Genomic DNA, 16,067 nt, shown 5'->3' on the forward strand with positions numbered 1-16,067 from the left:
CGTTTCGTTCAGTTTTCAAAGATCAAACTTGCTTTTGTTTTTCGTTGCTCTCTTGAGCGACTTTTTAATATTAACACAAGTTATTCCCTTATGTCAACATGTTTTTTATTTTTTATTCATCGCTTAAAAGCTAACTTCTTGGCGACGACTACTAATATAGCAAACAATATAAATCATGTCAACATGTTTTTTTCACTTGATAATAACGTTCATAAATTCCATTGAATGCTGACTCCACTTGAATAGGAATAATCAATTCTTTTTCTATTAGATATTCTAACAGCGTTCCCAAACTGGAGCCATACAATTTAATTTGAGGATGATGCGAAATCATTTCATAGTTCCAGATTTCATGTTCGTTCATAAGTTCTAAGATGTGCTCAGAGCCTTTTAATGTTTTCGAGTAAATAAAAAAACTGCTCGCCAAAAATAAAAGTTCCAGTCTCTTCTCAATAGGCTCTTCGCTTTTTATGAGCTCCTCGAAAAGCTTCAAAATTTCCGGTTCGTTTTTTTTGATCTGTTTCCAGAGTGCTGTCTCCGCCTCAATTCCTTTTTCCATGAGCGCAAATCTTGCAAGGTCGTGCAATGAATTCACGAGCAGATCGTAAGCATCTAAATAATGTCCATCCTCGAATAGATTCTTTCCAAGACTAAATGATTGAATCAATTCAGCAAACTTCATGCCCATTCTCATTTTATGATCGCACGCGACTGTCTCTTTTTTTATACTTTCCATATAATGATCCCGTTCAAACAATACTTCACTTCCAGTTAGCAGTTGGAATGCATTTGCCTCCGAAAGCATTCTTTTTCGGAACAGACTTTCATCAACCATAAAAAGACCGATTCGCATTCCCTGTACATAAAAATGTCTGGACTGTTCAGAACTTTCCTGATCAGTTACCACTGCATAAATTATTACATCAAACAAATCTTTACCCGTCAACAGTTCTTTTGTTCGGTCAATCAACAAAACAGCTACCGTATTTGGCCGAGAAGCACAGTGATTCACTAATGGCCGAATAAAATCTTCCATTTCCATTCCTCCAAAAGAAGTGAAATGAGTTTGCTGCTGTCTATCATTTATTATTTCTATTTCGACAGTATCAATTGTTTTTCCTTCTTCTATAAATTGTTGGTTTCCCGACATGCTTTCTTCTGGGTTTGTGGTATAGTTTATTTTTGGGAGGGCTTTGAATGGCAAAAAAATATTCAAATAAGATCAATAAGATTCGTACGTTTGCGTTAAGTCTCGTATTCGTCGGATTCATCATTATGTATGTAGGTATTTTCTTTCAAAAACAACCAATCCTCATGACATTGTTTATGATATTGGGGCTGCTGTCAATCGTTGGAAGCACTGTTGTTTATTTTTGGATTGGCATGCTTTCTACAAAGGCATTGCAGGTCGTGTGCCCGAATTGCGGAAAGCCTACAAAAATACTTGGACGCGTGGACATGTGCATGCACTGTAATGAACCTCTGACTGTGGATCCGGAGCTCGAGGGAAAAGAATTCGATGAAAGTTATAATAAGAAGAAAAAATAAAAAAATCGCCTAAAAATAAAGGCGATTTTTTTAATGTGTTTTTTTCTGACTGCACTCAGGACAGACACCGTAGATTTCCATACGATGATGTCCAACGGAAAATCCCGTCATGTGAGCTGCCAATTGCTCAACTTCGTCGAGTCCCGGATAGTGAAAGTCAACGATTTTCCCGCACTCTTCGCAAATAATATGGTAATGATCGGACGTCACAAAATCAAAACGACTCGAAGCATCTCCATATGTTAGTTCCTTTACCAGCCCGACTTCACGGAAAACGCGCAAATTGTTGTAAACTGTTGCGACACTCATATTCGGGAATTTGCTTTCTAGAGATTTATAAATATCATCAGCAGTCGGGTGTGACATTGACTGGATTAAATATTCTAAAATCGCATGACGCTGAGGTGTAATCCGGACTCCAGTTTTTTTCAACGTATCAATCGCTTCTTTTAATTGTTCATCTAACATCGCCATGCACCTCTTTTCTTATAAAAAATTCATTCTCACTTTATAATCCTTATAAATAGTGTACTAGTAGCAGAGGCTTTTTGTCAATGGCTTCCCCTAGTTTTCATGCAAAGTATGTTCCAGAACCCCAAGTTTTGTATTAACGTAGCGGGCCGCGACGAAAAGGAGATCCGATAGTCGATTCAAGTATGAGAGAACCAGCGGATTTACATTGCCGACGGCCACAGCACATCTTTCTGCTCTTCTAACGATCGTCCTCGCAGTGTGAAAAGCAGCCCCCGCTGGATGTCCGCCTGGTAAAATAAAATTTTTTAACGGCGGAAGGTCCTGATCCCAGGTGTCGATGATTTTTTCAAGATCTTTTATATCCTCTTCTGACAGCTTCCACTTCACTTCTTTTCCTTCGGGAGTCGCCAATTCAGCTCCGACATGAAACAGTACAGTCTGAATACGATGAAATGCTTTCTTCACCTCTATTATTTCCATTTCCTGCTCGTTTAATAAAAAACTCAATGCTTGCCCGATAGCTGAATTAGCTTCATCGCATGTCCCATAAGCCTCCACACGCAAATCGTTTTTGGGAATCCGGGTTCCATATACCAAAGAAGTCATTCCTTTGTCACCCGTTTTCGTATAAATTTTCATTCAAATCCCTCCATCCAATTTCAATCCATCAAGCGGGGGTCTGACCCCTTCTCTGTATTAATCATATTTTAACAGCTTTATTCAAATTTATGGTTAAAAATAAAAAAGGACCGCTTTCGCGATCCAATATGTCTATATTAACTGAGGAGGTATGCCCTGTACTATAAGCTATGTATTTCTTAAAATTTGGAATGGACAAAAGCCGGAAACAAACAAAAAATAGGCTTTTTTCTTCACAAGGCGCGGCTGCTTGTCTATTTGACGTACTGACTGAGAGATACCGAAACGCCTTTGTAGGTGCAGACAAATAGGCCAATCGCCGAGTCGGAGCTAATCCTGAAGCACTCCTGCAAGATTACAGAAAAGAAAGTTCTGGTGCTAATTCTTGACGAGCATCGAGGGAGTCGTCTTTTCCTTGTGTCACCTAACTCAGACCTATACATTGAAACGGAAGCAACATTAATGCATCATTATTATTTTTCCAACAAAAAAACGATCCGACAGGGATCGTTTCTGAAAAATATTAGGAAAGATTTTCTTTTATGTACTGCAATGCTTCCTCAGCATGGCCTTTTGCCGTTACTTTTCTCCACTCTTTGACCATAGTTCCTTCCTTGTCAATGATAAAAGTGGAACGCTCGATGCCCATATATTCTTTACCGAAGTTTTTCTTCAATTTCCAAACCTCATAAAGCTCGGCCACTTCATGGTCTGTGTCTGCCAATAGCAAAAACGGTAAGCCATGCTTCTTGATAAATTTATCGTGGCTTTCGAGTGGATCCGGGCTAACTCCTAAAACTACAGCATCCAAGTCGGAAAAATCCTCATGCATGTCCCTGAAATCACATGCCTGTACTGTGCAGCCTGGAGTCATATCCTTAGGATAGAAATAAAGAAGGACATTCTTTTTACCTCGATAGTCGGATAATGCGACTTCTTCTCCATTGCTTGCTGGCAGCTTGAAATCTGGTGCCATTTCTTTTTCTTTTACTGTCATGAAATCCGCCTCCTTTAAATATGATCTTGTATTAGCGTACATAAATTCAGGCGGAAATTCAAATTTTGACATAGTCTACTTTCTTGGGGAGGGATCTATGTCGATAAAGGTTCGCACAACAAAAGCTGCGGGAATCGTATAACCGAGCAAAGCCTCGATAATAGCTAGAAATCGTCCGATGCCGACAGGGGCAACGTCGCCAAACCCGACAGAAAATAGAGTGACGGCACTCAGATAAACAGAAGTTCCGAATTTGGCAAAGAAACCGACGCCTGCACTCTCTCTCATCTCGACATCATTAAACACATACAAACCTTTCATATCTAGCATCAAATAAAGTATACCGAATCCGATCATAATCACTGCATATGTAATGCCGAGAAAAACAAAATTTTCAAAGGAAACTTCTTTATATTTGAAACGGGCGGGAAAAAATAAGAGCCTTAAAGCCATAAAAATGCATATCAACACTCCAAAAAACAAAAAATACCACACTCGCCGCCACCGCCCTTTTCTCTTGTCCCTGATTCAATATACGTGGATTTTAATACTTCTATGCGAGCAATCTCAGCCCCGGACCTGTGAATTGCACTATAATAATCGGCATAATACAATAAAAGTTAGTATTTTACATCAAATGGAGGAAGAACTAATGATTTTTACAAAATCAGAAGCCATACATAAGGAAGCACTAACCCATATCGTAGGTGGTGTAAACAGCCCATCCCGCTCTTACAAAGCGGTCGGCGGCGGAGCACCCGTAGCCATTAAAAGGGCGGAAGGCGCCTACATGTATGATGTTGATGGGAATCCCTACATTGATTACTTAGCTGCTTATGGACCGATCATCACAGGACATGCCCATCCACATGTTACTGAAGCAATTAAAGTCGCTGCAGAAACAGGGGTATTGTACGGAACTGCAACACCACATGAAGTGAAATTTGCAAAAATGCTCAAAGATGCGATTCCGTCGATGGATAAAGTCCGTTTTGTCAATTCCGGCACGGAAGCGGTCATGTCCACCATCAGGGTTGCGCGTGCGTATACTGGCCGGGATAAAATATTAAAATTTGCCGGCTGCTACCATGGTCATTTCGACCTTGTCCTTGTGGCAGCAGGCTCCGGCCCTTCTCAGCTTGGAATGCCTGATTCTGCAGGAGTAACAAAAAGCACTGCTCAAGAGGTTATTACGGTTCCTTTCAATCATATAGAAGACTTTGAAAAAGCGATGGATCAATGGGGAGGTGAAATTGCTGCTGTACTCGTCGAACCAATTGTAGGAAATTTTGGCATGGTAGAACCTCAACCCGGATTTCTTGAAAAAGTGAACGAAGTGGCTCATAATTACGGGGCGCTTGTCATTTATGACGAGGTTATCACTGGATTCCGCTTTATGTATGGAGGCGCACAAAATTTACTGGGCGTTACACCTGATTTGACAGCTCTTGGTAAAATCATCGGTGGAGGCTTACCAATCGGTGCATACGGCGGAAAACAGGAAATTATGGAAGGCGTTGCTCCTCTCGGCCCAGCATATCAAGCGGGGACAATGGCCGGAAATCCTGCTTCTATGCTTGCGGGAATTGCCTGCCTCGAAGTTTTACAGAAAGACGGAATTTATGAAGAATTAGACCGTCTTGGGGCAATACTTGAACAAGGAATTTCACAAGCAGCAGAAAAATACAACATTCCTATTACAATCAACCGTATTAAAGGTGCCTTGTCCATTTATTTCACGAAAGAAAAAGTAACCCATTATGAACAAGCAGAAGCAACAGATGGGGAATTGTTCGCCAAATTCTTCAAACTGCTTCTTCATGAAGGAATCAACATTGCCCCTTCTAAGTATGAAGCCTGGTTTCTGACTACTGCCCATACAGAGGAAGACGTGAATAAAACGATTTCCGCTGTGGAGAAAGCTTTTAAAAACATGAAATAAGGGAAATTCGTTCCCAAAGTATAGAAAGGAATTATTTATATGAAGCTTGGTGCCCGAATGCTAAAAACGGGAATTGCTATCACGTTGGCACTTTATATTACACAGCTTCTGAATCTGCCTTCGCCGATTTTTTCAGCCATTGCTGCCATCTTTGCCATCCAACCGACGATATACCGTTCCTATTTGTCCGTCGTTGAGCATGTGCAAGGAAACATCATCGGTGCTCTATTAGCCATTACATTTCACCTGCTATTCGGCAGCCACATACTGATTGTCGGATTAACGGCAATCATAGCGATTGTCATCATGGTGAAGCTGAAGCTCGAAAGTTCCATCAGGCTGGCGCTTGTTACCATTATAGTGATCATGGAAGCACCTGCCGAACAGTTTTTATACTTTGCCTCGCTGCGCACATTTGGCATATTTATCGGAATCCTTTCGGCCTTTGCGGTGAACTTAATCTTTCTACCACCTAAATATGAAACTAAACTGTTCCAAAGTATTTCGGATGTCACCGAGGATATTATAAAGTGGATCCGGTTGACAACAAGATTTGCCTCTGAGGATCAGTTATTACAGAAAGATATCGGCAGCATAAAAAAAAGGATCACCCAGGTCAATCAGCTCTATTCCATGTATGAAGAAGAGCGGCGTTATTTTAAAAAGTCAGACCTTGCAAAGCTTCGGAAGTTAGTCATTTACAGGCAAATGATTCAGGTAACCCAAAAAAGCTTTGATATTTTGAAGCTTCAGCGAAAGTATGAAAACATTTTGCATAAACTTCCGGAACACCTGCAGACAGAAACACGGGAGAGGCTCGATTCCCTTTTGAGTTATCATGAACAACTGCTATTAAAGTATTTAGGGAAAGTCCGGCAGGAGGCTGAACTCGATGATACTCTTTATGGGGAGACCGATAGAGACCGCCTGCGTGATTTATTTCTAAACGAAATTCGCAAAAGCGACCCGGAGGATGTGTTCCAACCCTATCATTTAATGCGAATTCTGTCCGCCATTATTGAATACGAAGAGCAGTTGGAGCAGCTTGACAAATTAATCGGAGCCTTTCAAACATACCACGAGAATGAAAGCCAAGTGGATATCGGATAAGAGCACAAGCATAAGTGTCTGTTTATCGTACGTACAGACTGAGTTGAAATTCGAAAAATGCCTGGCTTAGCCCCAACAAGTATAAGACAATTCAGAGGTGTTCTTCAGCCATCCTAGGAAAGTGGCTCATGACTTTGAAGGGTTAGTCATTGTAAAACGAGATAAAAAAATGCAAGAGCACCTGTTTATCGGCGTAAAGCTAGGCGAGTGCTGAAGAAGGCGTCGTTTGCTTCAGCAGTGATTTGGCATAATCCTTGGGCCGATGGTATTCGGCAGGCTCAGAGCGGCGACTTCCTGTCGCTTCGCTTGCACTAGCACATCCCTGTGCGTCGCAGGCTCAGAGCGGCGACTTCCTGTCGCTTCGCGCGCACTTGGACGACCTGTCCGTCGGCTGGCTCAAAACGCGACTTTCTGTCTCTCGCTTGCACTAACACATCCCTGTGCGTCGCAGGCTCAGAACGCGACGTCCTGCCGCTTCGCTTGCACTAACACATCCCTGTGCGTCGCAGGCTCAGAACGCGACGTCCTGCCGCTTCGCTTGCACTAACACATCCCTGTGCGTCGCAGGCTCAGAACGCGACGTCCTGTCGCTTCGCTTGCACTAGCACATCCCTGTGCGTCGCAGGCTCAGAACGCGACGTCCTGTCGCTTCGCTTGCACTAGCACATCCCTGTGCGTCGGAGTTGGACATAGCATTTAGTAAAAATATGTACAGCTTAGGTATTTTATCATTTCCCATATATAACAAGAAACAGCCTCGGAAAAAGATCCGCGGCTGTTTTTTACTTCGGTAGTATTTTTTTATCTTCTTTTGTTCCAAGAGTATCTCCCTACGTAAGGCTTTTACTTTTTCCTAATCTAATTGCTGCACTTGGAAAAGGTTATAATAATGCCCTTTTTTCTCCATTAATTCCTGATGTGTCCCGACTTCCAGAATTTCTCCATGTTCAATGAGTACAATTCTGTTAGCATGTGTAATCGTTGAGAGCCTGTGAGCGATAATAAATGTTGTCCGATTTTTCGCCAGTTCGTCCAGCGCTTCCTGTATAAGGTGTTCACTCTCCAAATCAAGAGCAGACGTAGCCTCATCCAAAATCAAGATGGGCGGATTTTTCAAAAAGACCCTCGCAATGGCAACACGCTGTTTTTGACCTCCGGACAACTTGACGCCTCTTTCTCCGACAGTGGTTTCATATCCTTTCGGCAATCCCATAATGAAATCATGGGCGTTTGCCGCTTTGGCAGCACGAATCACTTCTTCTTCTGAGCCGTTCGGCTTTCCAAGTAAAATATTCTCCTTAACAGAATCACTGAATAAAATATTATCCTGCAGCACCATACCTATTTTATCCCGAAGACTTCTGACCTTGAATTTCCGGATATCCGTGCCATCAAGCAGAACTGCTCCTTCTGATACGTCATAAAACCTGGGAATCAAGCTTACAAGGGATGACTTTCCTCCACCGCTCATTCCGACAAGAGCAATTGTCTCTCCTTCTTTTACATCGAGGTTGATGTTTTTCAAAACTGGCTTTTCGTCTTTATCATAAGCGAATGTCACGTGATCGAATCGAATATTCCCATTCACTTCTTTTACTTCAATGGCATCCGGTGCATCATCAATATCGTACTTTTCATCCGCCAACTCAAACACCCTGTCCATTGAAGCGATTGATTGTGTAAGAGTTGTGGATGAGTTGACAAGTCGGCGAAGCGGGTTATAAAGACGCTCGACATACCCCATGAACGCGACCATCGTCCCGATGGTCAAATTCCCATGGATAACCTGGTAAGCCGCATAGGTAATGACGATAAGCGGCGCAATATCTGTGATCGTGTTAACAACAGCGAAAGCCTTCGCTGTCCAGCTTGTATGTTTAATCGCCTTTTGCAAAAACCTTGAGTTGTTCTTGTCAAATTGTGCTTGCTCATGGTCTTCAATCGCAAAGCTTTTGATTACCGGCATTCCCTGAACACGCTCGTGCAGATAACTTTGGACTCCCGCGAGCGCCTGTGACCTCTCCCGCGTAAGTCTTCGTAAATTCCCGAAAAAATATTTGACTGAAATCATATATAAGGGAAAGACTGCCAATGATACAAAAGTAAGCGGAACGTCCAATGTTAACATGATTCCAATAGCAATGACGACTGTAGCAGCATCAAGCCATAAATTCATCAATCCCGTGATAACAAAATCTTTCGTTGACTCGACATCGTTGATGACCCTTGATATAACTTCCCCTGCACGTGTATTGGAATAAAACTTGAAGCTCAGCTTTTGAATATGCGTAAAAAGCCGGTCACGGATATCGTATAAAACTTTACTTGCCGTCCATTGGGCAAAATATTGCCTGTAATATTCAATCGGCGGACGAATAACCGCAAAAATAATAAGCATGATGATCATGGTAATGATTAATTTATGAGTTTTTTCATCAGCGCTCATATCACTGACGGAAATAATATCATCAATCACATATTTCATTAAAAAAGGAATAAGCAGCGGAATGGCGAACTTGATAATGCCGATCAACAATGTTCCAATAATTCTCCAACGATATGGCTTTACAAACGCCATATATCTTTTAATAACCCCCATGCGGCTCCTCCCTTATTGTGCAAAAAATAAAACCTGTTGAAAATACGCCAACAGGAATATCTTAGTTTAGATATGTGAGGTAACGGTCGTACCAAATATCGATGAATTCTGCAGAAAAAGGACCTTTGCGCTGTCTGATCCAGCGAACCAGTTTGTCAACATTTTTCTTTAAAATATGATCGATAACGTCCGGATATCCCATAAGTTTACGGTTCTGTTCATATTCATCTTCATCCAGAAGCGTAAATGTCATGTCCGGGAAGACTTTGACATCAAGGTCATAATCTATATACTTCAATGCCCCCTTGTCATAAACATAGGGAGAACCCAGATTACAATAATAATAAATGCCGTTATCTCTAATCATTGCGATAATATTGAACCAGAGATCCGCATGAAAATAACAAATGGCAGGTTCTCTCGTTATCCATGTTCTTCCGTCCGATTCTGTTACTGGTGTCCGGTCATTTCCCCCAATAATTAAGTGATTTGTAGCTTTCAGAACTTTTGTTTCTGCCCATATCCGGTGGATATTTCCATTATGTTTATAACTCTGTATTTGGATATTGGTTCCTTCCGTGGGTATGTCCATCGTCTCCCCTACTTTCTAAGAAAAGCAGAAGCGCCCCGATTTCAACTTGACTGATACCTGCTTTTAAAAAATGGCTGCAGTCCTTTTTAAAAGCCGGGCTGACTGCTATATTTCAAATGGTTTGTATATATAAAGAATTGATAATGTTTATTATAACGGTTCCGACACTTTTTTAAAACCGAAGCCCATCGCGAACGTGTTAAAAACAGGAGGCCGCTCTTTAAAGAAGAGCGGCCTCCTGTTTTTTATATGTTCCGTTACTGATTACCGGATTGTCCGGCGTTTTGCCCTTTGCGAGCTTCGGCTTGCTGGTTTTTCTGTCTTACATGCTGTGCGTCTGTTTCACTAGCAAATTCGGTACCGAATTGGCCTTGTGCTCCTGCTGATTGGCCTTGAGCTGATTGAGCATTTTGCTGCCTTACTTTTTGTATGTTTGTTTCAGATTGGTTCTGCTTTTTAGCCACAGTTCTCACCTCCACATAACTTAGAGTATCCAGAGATGAAACTAGTTATCCAATCTTTTTTGAAATTATTTTTACTTACTTGTACTTGAAGTTGCGAGATGCTTTTAAACACATGAGCAGCACAGAAACAAGCAAAAGAAGAGGTTTAATTGGTGACTTTTGGAACTTCCCCTTACACTAAAATGGAGCGACCTCCATCGACGATGATTGTTTGTCCTCTGATCATGGAAGCATCTTCCGACACTAAAAACATAACGGTTTTGACAATGTCATCAATTTCAACCATACGGCCTGCCGGGGTGTTTTTGCGTGCGTCTTCCAACAGTTCTTCACGGTTCGGAAAATGCTTTAATGCATCAGTATCAATGGCGCCACCGGAAACAGCGTTGACCACAATATTTTTTGAAGACAATTCCACTGCCAAATACCTTGTCAATGCCTCAACTGCCGCTTTGGATACACCAACCGTTGTATAGTTTTCCAAATAGCGGATTGAACCTAGTGAGCTTAAACTGACAATTTTTCCCCCACCATTTTTCTCCATCAATTTTGCCGCCTCCTGTGCGCAGAAGAGCAGTGCTTTGCTGTTGATGTTCATTGTCCAATCCCAATGAGATTCTTCAAGCTCCATCGCAGGACGCAATACACCGGATGCAGCATTATTGATCAAAACATCAAGTCTTCCGAATTCTTCATCTATTTGCTGGAACATCAATTTGATTTTTTCAACATTGCCGACGTTTGCTCTTACAAGAAAAGCTTTTCTCCCAAGTTTCTCGATTTCTTCCACCGTCTCGAGGGCTGCTTTTTTGCTCCTTGCATAATTGACGACGATATCATATCCTTTTTCTGCCAGAGCCAACGCGGCTGCTTTTCCAACCCCGCGACTGCTGCCTGTTACGAGTGCTACTTTGTTGCTCATATGTATCCACCTTTCGATTTATCTCTAACTTATTTTACATTGGAATCTGTCCCATGCAAAGTTACTGGGTCTGTTCCTTATAAGCCTGCCATATTTTTTGATGGGAAACCGGAAACGCAAACTCCTCCAGTTCTTCTTCCGTCACAAATCGCAGGCTTTCATGTTCGTCGATATTCCCACTTTTAAGCCTGGCTCTATGGGCATCAATTTTCCAAGTCAAATGCGTAAAGACATGCTGAACCTCTGTAAAAGCTTCATGTTCAATGACAGCATCGATGGAATATTCTGTGGATAAAAAGTCCTGCAAAATTTCCCAGCTATCAAGAAGTGGAACGACCTTCAAGTTTGGAAATTCCCATAAATTGGCCAAAAGTCCTTTTTCAGACCGTTTGTTGATCAAAATTTTTCCTTCTTCATTTTTCAAGACAACAGAAAGAAGATCTTCATGCCTTGTACTTTTCTTACGTGTTTTTACAGGCAATTCATCCTGAACACCTTTCGCAAAAGCCTCGCAATGCTCCCTGACAGGACACAACAAGCAAGCGGGAGATGTTGGGGTGCAAATTAAAGCTCCCAGTTCCATTAAAGCTTGATTAAAGTAAGACGGGTTATCGTGATACATTAATCCTTCCCCGGCCATTTCAAAAGTTTTTCTGGATGCCGGCTTGGCAATATCATCTGTGATCAACAATATCCTTGACAAGACCCTCATCACATTTCCATCAACAGCAGGAATAGGCTTTCCATAAGCGATACTGAGTACTGCGCCTGCTGTATATGGTCCCACTCCTTTAAGCTTTGAAATCTCCTCTTTGGAATCAGGAACTTTTCCGCCATAATCTACCACGACTTCTTTGACCGCTGTATGCAAGTTACGGACTCGTGAGTAGTAGCCAAGCCCCTCCCAAATTTTTAAAATTTCCTCTTCGTCGGCATTCGCAAATGCTTCGATGGTTGGAAACTTTTCCAAAAAGCGGTTATAATATGGGATAACAGTATCAACTCTAGTTTGTTGCAACATGACTTCGGAAACCCACACTCTATATGGATCATTGTTTTTTCTCCACGGAAGGTCGCGCTGCTCCTCTTGAAACCAATGGACCAGGTCGATTTGAAATGCTTCTATATTTATTCGATCGATCTTATCTTGAATCTTTTGTTTCGTGCTGCTATTTTTCACAGGTTACTCATCCTTTTTAGCGGAAATAATTAGTAATAAGATTAATTCATATTTCATCTATCTATTGCAATTCATGCATAGGTAAAATATGATCAAAAGAGAAGGCAAGAATCCCTTCACAGAGGAGGATCCAGATTGGACACAGCTACTCACGTAGTGATGGGATTTGCAATTGGCGGGCTGGCCACACTTGACCCAGTTGTGGCAGAAACTACTGTTAATACTCAGAGTGTGCTCGTTGCTGCAATCATCGGCTCGCAAATTCCTGATATCGACACATTTTTAAAACTCAAAAATAACGCCGTGTATATACGGAATCATAGGGGAATCACCCATTCCCTTCCAGCGGTATTACTTTGGTCAATTCTTGTTGCGTTTTTTGTTAATTTGATTTTTCCGGGATCAAGCTTGACCCATCTGTGGATTTGGTCGCTTGTTGCCGTTTCATTACATGTTTTCGTAGATATTTTCAACGCGTACGGAACCCAAGCACTTCGCCCGCTCTCTTCAAAATGGGTAGCTTTTGGAATGATCAACACATTCGACCCATATATATTCGGCATCCATATAATAGGGATTGTCATTTGGTTGTTTGGAGGCAACCCTGGAGTTACTTTTCTTGTTATGTATGTGATCATTGCACTTTATTATGTCCTTCGTTATATCATGCAGCAAATGGTGAAGTCAGCAGTACTAAAAACAGTTCCTGATGCAGACAAAATCATCATCGCTTCCACTATGTACTTCAATCAGTGGCGGATTGCCGTAACAACAAAGGACCATTTCTATGTAGGAAGGGCCTATAGAAGATCTGTAACCATCTTCGACAAGTTCAAGCGGATTCCGGTTCCCGATACGGATTTGATTCAGGCTGCCAAGAAAGATAAAAATATTTCCGCCTTTCTTTCCTTCTCACCAGTTTATCGTTGGGAGGTCAAGAAATATGATGACTACACCGAAGTTCGGTTTATTGATCTCAGATACCGCAGCAACGGACATTACCCATTTGTCGCCATCGTCAAGCTAACGGATGATTTGGAGGTCATCACTTCATATACAGGCTGGGTATACAGTGAGGAAAAGTTAAGAAAAAAACTACGTGTTGCTACGGATTGATTTATAAAGACAATGGCTCCTGTTCTTTGACCTCAGACCGAAAACGAGTTGGTCAGACGAGGCTCCTTGCTAGGTTAGGACCTAGCAAGGGTGCCTCAAGAGGGTAAGGACAAGGAGTCTCATGCAAAGGTAACAAACACAGAAGAAGGTGTAGCCAGCTTTCAAAAATGACTCGCTAATCCTTAACGTCTTGCTTCGTTTGCATTTGCATATCCTGTCCATCAAAACTAACTTATCAATATTTATATAAAATGGAATGTTCTTTTTTACAGTGTTGAAAAATTTTTTTCAACACTGTTTTTTTAATGGAGTATGTCTTCCTCGTCATTTAGCATATGAGCATATTTGGGGTTCAGCGCGGCAAAGTCATGCAATTTGTCCCCATATTGAGCCACCCATGTTCTAACAACTTTTTCAGCGACTGCTTTTCCTTGATACTCTCTCCCCGCCTTGGCATATGTCGTTTCGAAATCCTCCCATAACAATTCCACCCATGTCCTTGCTCTCCCATAGGATAATTTGGAATTCTTTTCCATCAACAGACTGGTTAATCTTTCATAGTAATCATTCATGAAACTCGCTCCTTTTTCCAGTCGTATTTTTCAAATCTCAAGTCAAAATAACAGTATGCGGCATTTTTCCGCATATATTGGAGGCGATGATATTGCGCAACAAAGCAAAAGATTTCCCATATGGCAACAATCACAGGTTTGAGGGCGAGCCCCGTGCAAAACCCGAATTTGGATCAAAACGGGCCAACGGAACAATAAATACAGATCCACAAGGAAGAATGAGAGCGTCCGGCGCTAGGAAAGATGAGCGACAACCATTATGACGAGGGAGGCTGGACTTTGCAAAAAGATCAAAATTCTCATATGAACCGTAACCTTACACCATTTAACAAGGGCTGGTACCGTCCAAAACACGACGGATCCCAGGTAAACGGACAGACACAGCAGACTCAGGAGCAAATGATATTAGAGAAAGATGCCGTCAAACGATACAAACGGTGACCTTTCAAAAATCTCCATAAAAACAATCAGCACAGCGGCAATTGGATCGCTGTGCTCATTTTATTTGAGTAATGAAATCGGCAGAGCTTCTTCTTTTCCCGAACCTCCCAAACGATAGCCCCAAGCAAAAACACCATTCATGTAATCAATTTTAAAATAAGCGCCAGGGTCGCCTTCAATTGCGTATATTTCTCCAGACTTAAATGCCTCTGGATTTAATAGATAGGCCTTGGCCATAACAGCTTTTCGTTCACAAACAGCAAACTCATTTACCATGCCCATTTGCTCAGCTTTACGGGCCTTTTCTGTCATAAGTGAAATTTCTTTTTTTAGTTCTTCTTCAGTCATTTGACTATATCTTTTTTCATTTTCCATTCTCCCACCCCATCCTTATTCATCTTCTGCTGCGTCATCATCTATAAATCGGTTGATCATGTCCATAGAGTATCCTTTACGGAACAGGGCCTGCTGCATCCGCCGCCTGTAATCGTAACCTGCATATTTATTGTATCGACGTTTCATTTTTTCTGCTTCTTTCTTAAGAGTTTCCCATTCAAGCTCTTCGTCTATTTCATAATCGATTCCGCCCATCGCCGCCTGGATGATTTCAGGCGGGAAGCCTTTAGTTGACAATGTATATTCCAACTTTTGCTTAAGCATTCGTTCAGAAAGCTTTTTGTTTTGAACTGCAAACTTATTGCCCAAATGGATTGCATCCACAATTTGCTTTTCTTTATTATATTCAGCCAATGCTTCATTTATCTTTCCTTCGGCAACCCCTTTACCTGCGAGCTCACGTTTAAGCACAAGCGGTCCTTTTTTTCCAGAGTTGGCATATGTCCGTACATAAGCTTTGGCAAACTCCAAGTCATCAATGTATTTTTGAGCGGCTAATTCATGTAAAACAACATCAATAATGGAATCAGAATATTCTTTCCTTTGCAGGTGAGTCCTAATTTCAAGTGCCGACCGCATGCGATAAGACAGAAATTGTATGGCTAAATGATAGGCCTTTCGGATTTCATCTTCATGCTGGACCTTGATTAAATCCTGCTCCACCAGTTCCTTACCCTTTGTAAGATGATATTTGATTAGAATATCTTCATCTACAGCAAAAGCATAAACATGATCAAGAAAAATATTGTAACGGCTTTGATTTTTCTTCTGTACAGATATTTTTGTGATAACGGGCATATTATTCACCCTCGTCCATATATTCATTTTTATTTTATCATAAACGGACCGATACGTGGCTGTATTAGATTGGCACCTAAAGGCAAAGATGTTATTAATTCCTTAGGAGGTGTCCAGATTGAAGAAAAAGCAGGATTACAAATCAAGAACCAAGCTTTCGGCAACTCAGGAGGTGCTTTACCAACGGGAGTTCAAGCGTGCGGACCAGGCGGGCGGCTATACACAAAAAGGCCGAAGATAACTTTTTTTCATGAGTGAAAAAAATTGTGCAGCAAAT

20 protein-coding genes are annotated in these 16,067 nt (G+C 41.6%); 7 read left to right on the top strand and 13 right to left on the bottom strand.

Translation table 11 applies throughout. The annotated features are described in order from the left end of the window. Positions 1 to 178 precede the first annotated feature (178 nt). Entirely contained in the window at positions 179 to 1,150 is a 972-nt protein-coding gene (locus tag D5F11_RS19465; RefSeq protein ID WP_120117795.1) for a nucleotidyltransferase-like protein, read from the bottom strand. Between the two features lie 47 nt (positions 1,151 to 1,197). On the opposite strand from D5F11_RS19465, the gene D5F11_RS19470 reads away from it, so the two are divergent. After that, complete coding sequence (locus tag D5F11_RS19470; protein WP_120117794.1) at positions 1,198 to 1,548, top strand: YgzB family protein; 351 nt, start codon at positions 1,198 to 1,200, stop codon at positions 1,546 to 1,548. 30 nt (positions 1,549 to 1,578) lie between these two features. On the opposite strand, the gene perR is transcribed toward D5F11_RS19470, so the two are convergent. From perR to D5F11_RS19490, 4 genes are all read right to left on the bottom strand, one after another. Continuing rightward, entirely contained in the window at positions 1,579 to 2,016 is a 438-nt protein-coding gene (perR, locus tag D5F11_RS19475; protein WP_120117793.1) for a peroxide-responsive transcriptional repressor PerR, read from the bottom strand. 96 nt (positions 2,017 to 2,112) lie between these two features. After that, complete coding sequence (locus tag D5F11_RS19480) at positions 2,113 to 2,661, bottom strand: cob(I)yrinic acid a,c-diamide adenosyltransferase (RefSeq protein ID WP_120117792.1); 549 nt, start codon at positions 2,659 to 2,661, stop codon at positions 2,113 to 2,115. Positions 2,662 to 3,184: 523 nt separating this feature from the next. Beyond that, the gene (gene bcp, locus D5F11_RS19485; protein ID WP_120117791.1) at positions 3,185 to 3,658 is read right to left on the bottom strand and encodes a thioredoxin-dependent thiol peroxidase; all 474 of its coding nucleotides are present in this window, start codon (positions 3,656 to 3,658) and stop codon (positions 3,185 to 3,187) included. Between the two features lie 75 nt (positions 3,659 to 3,733). Further along, positions 3,734 to 4,153 carry an ion channel gene (locus D5F11_RS19490; RefSeq protein WP_120117790.1) on the bottom strand — a complete coding sequence of 140 codons (420 nt, stop codon included), beginning with the start codon at positions 4,151 to 4,153 and terminating at the stop codon, positions 3,734 to 3,736. Positions 4,154 to 4,310: 157 nt separating this feature from the next. Between D5F11_RS19490 and D5F11_RS19495 the strand changes: the two genes are divergently transcribed. Both D5F11_RS19495 and D5F11_RS19500 read left to right on the top strand, forming a co-directional pair. Then, a complete protein-coding gene (locus D5F11_RS19495; protein ID WP_120117789.1) occupies positions 4,311 to 5,600 on the top strand; it encodes a glutamate-1-semialdehyde 2,1-aminomutase in 1,290 nt (429 codons plus the stop codon). Between the two features lie 39 nt (positions 5,601 to 5,639). Further along, positions 5,640 to 6,710, top strand: a complete 1,071-nt coding sequence (locus D5F11_RS19500; RefSeq protein WP_120117788.1) for an FUSC family protein — start codon at positions 5,640 to 5,642, stop codon at positions 6,708 to 6,710. Positions 6,711 to 7,563: 853 nt separating this feature from the next. Here the strand turns inward: D5F11_RS19500 and D5F11_RS19505 are convergent. The 5 genes from D5F11_RS19505 to mutY all read right to left on the bottom strand — a co-directional run bounded on the left by D5F11_RS19505 (position 7,564) and on the right by mutY (position 12,467). Continuing rightward, positions 7,564 to 9,309, bottom strand: a complete 1,746-nt coding sequence (locus tag D5F11_RS19505) for an ABC transporter ATP-binding protein (protein WP_120117787.1) — start codon at positions 9,307 to 9,309, stop codon at positions 7,564 to 7,566. 61 nt (positions 9,310 to 9,370) lie between these two features. Next, positions 9,371 to 9,901, bottom strand: coding sequence for a nucleoside tri-diphosphate phosphatase (gene ntdP, locus D5F11_RS19510; RefSeq protein ID WP_120117786.1), 531 nt, complete (start codon positions 9,899 to 9,901; stop codon positions 9,371 to 9,373). A 257-nt stretch (positions 9,902 to 10,158) separates the two neighbouring features. Then, positions 10,159 to 10,365 (bottom strand): gamma-type small acid-soluble spore protein, encoded by a 207-nt coding sequence (locus D5F11_RS19515; RefSeq protein WP_120117785.1) that lies wholly within the window; start codon positions 10,363 to 10,365, stop codon positions 10,159 to 10,161. Between the two features lie 172 nt (positions 10,366 to 10,537). After that, positions 10,538 to 11,287, bottom strand: a complete 750-nt coding sequence (gene fabL, locus D5F11_RS19520) for an enoyl-[acyl-carrier-protein] reductase FabL (RefSeq protein WP_120117784.1) — start codon at positions 11,285 to 11,287, stop codon at positions 10,538 to 10,540. A gap of 61 nt (positions 11,288 to 11,348) precedes the next feature. Beyond that, positions 11,349 to 12,467, bottom strand: a complete 1,119-nt coding sequence (mutY, locus tag D5F11_RS19525) for an A/G-specific adenine glycosylase (RefSeq protein ID WP_120117783.1) — start codon at positions 12,465 to 12,467, stop codon at positions 11,349 to 11,351. A gap of 135 nt (positions 12,468 to 12,602) precedes the next feature. Here mutY and D5F11_RS19530 point away from each other — a divergent pair, with 135 nt between their 5' ends. Beyond that, positions 12,603 to 13,583 carry a metal-dependent hydrolase gene (locus D5F11_RS19530; RefSeq protein WP_120117782.1) on the top strand — a complete coding sequence of 327 codons (981 nt, stop codon included), beginning with the start codon at positions 12,603 to 12,605 and terminating at the stop codon, positions 13,581 to 13,583. Between the two features lie 302 nt (positions 13,584 to 13,885). Here D5F11_RS19530 and D5F11_RS19535 read toward each other — a convergent pair whose 3' ends face one another. After that, positions 13,886 to 14,155: a YfhJ family protein gene (locus D5F11_RS19535; protein WP_120117781.1), complete on the bottom strand. Its 270-nt coding sequence runs from the start codon at positions 14,153 to 14,155 to the stop codon at positions 13,886 to 13,888. Between the two features lie 92 nt (positions 14,156 to 14,247). Here D5F11_RS19535 and D5F11_RS19540 point away from each other — a divergent pair, with 92 nt between their 5' ends. Together D5F11_RS19540 and D5F11_RS19545 are read left to right on the top strand one after the other, a co-directional pair. Then, positions 14,248 to 14,418, top strand: coding sequence for a small, acid-soluble spore protein K (locus D5F11_RS19540; RefSeq protein ID WP_120117780.1), 171 nt, complete (start codon positions 14,248 to 14,250; stop codon positions 14,416 to 14,418). Between the two features lie 40 nt (positions 14,419 to 14,458). Beyond that, a complete protein-coding gene (locus D5F11_RS19545) occupies positions 14,459 to 14,596 on the top strand; it encodes a YpzG family protein (protein WP_120117799.1) in 138 nt (45 codons plus the stop codon). A 60-nt stretch (positions 14,597 to 14,656) separates the two neighbouring features. On the opposite strand, the gene D5F11_RS19550 is transcribed toward D5F11_RS19545, so the two are convergent. Both D5F11_RS19550 and recX read right to left on the bottom strand, forming a co-directional pair. After that, positions 14,657 to 14,971, bottom strand: a complete 315-nt coding sequence (locus D5F11_RS19550; RefSeq protein ID WP_120117779.1) for a YfhH family protein — start codon at positions 14,969 to 14,971, stop codon at positions 14,657 to 14,659. A gap of 15 nt (positions 14,972 to 14,986) precedes the next feature. After that, complete coding sequence (gene recX / locus D5F11_RS19555; protein ID WP_120117778.1) at positions 14,987 to 15,790, bottom strand: recombination regulator RecX; 804 nt, start codon at positions 15,788 to 15,790, stop codon at positions 14,987 to 14,989. 118 nt (positions 15,791 to 15,908) lie between these two features. Between recX and D5F11_RS19560 the strand changes: the two genes are divergently transcribed. Further along, entirely contained in the window at positions 15,909 to 16,031 is a 123-nt protein-coding gene (locus D5F11_RS19560; RefSeq protein WP_120117777.1) for a YfhE family protein, read from the top strand. Positions 16,032 to 16,067: the final 36 nt, after the last annotated feature.

The sequence above is a fragment of the Siminovitchia terrae genome, assembly GCF_003605405.2.
GTDB lineage: Bacteria > Bacillota > Bacilli > Bacillales > Bacillaceae_C > Siminovitchia > Siminovitchia terrae.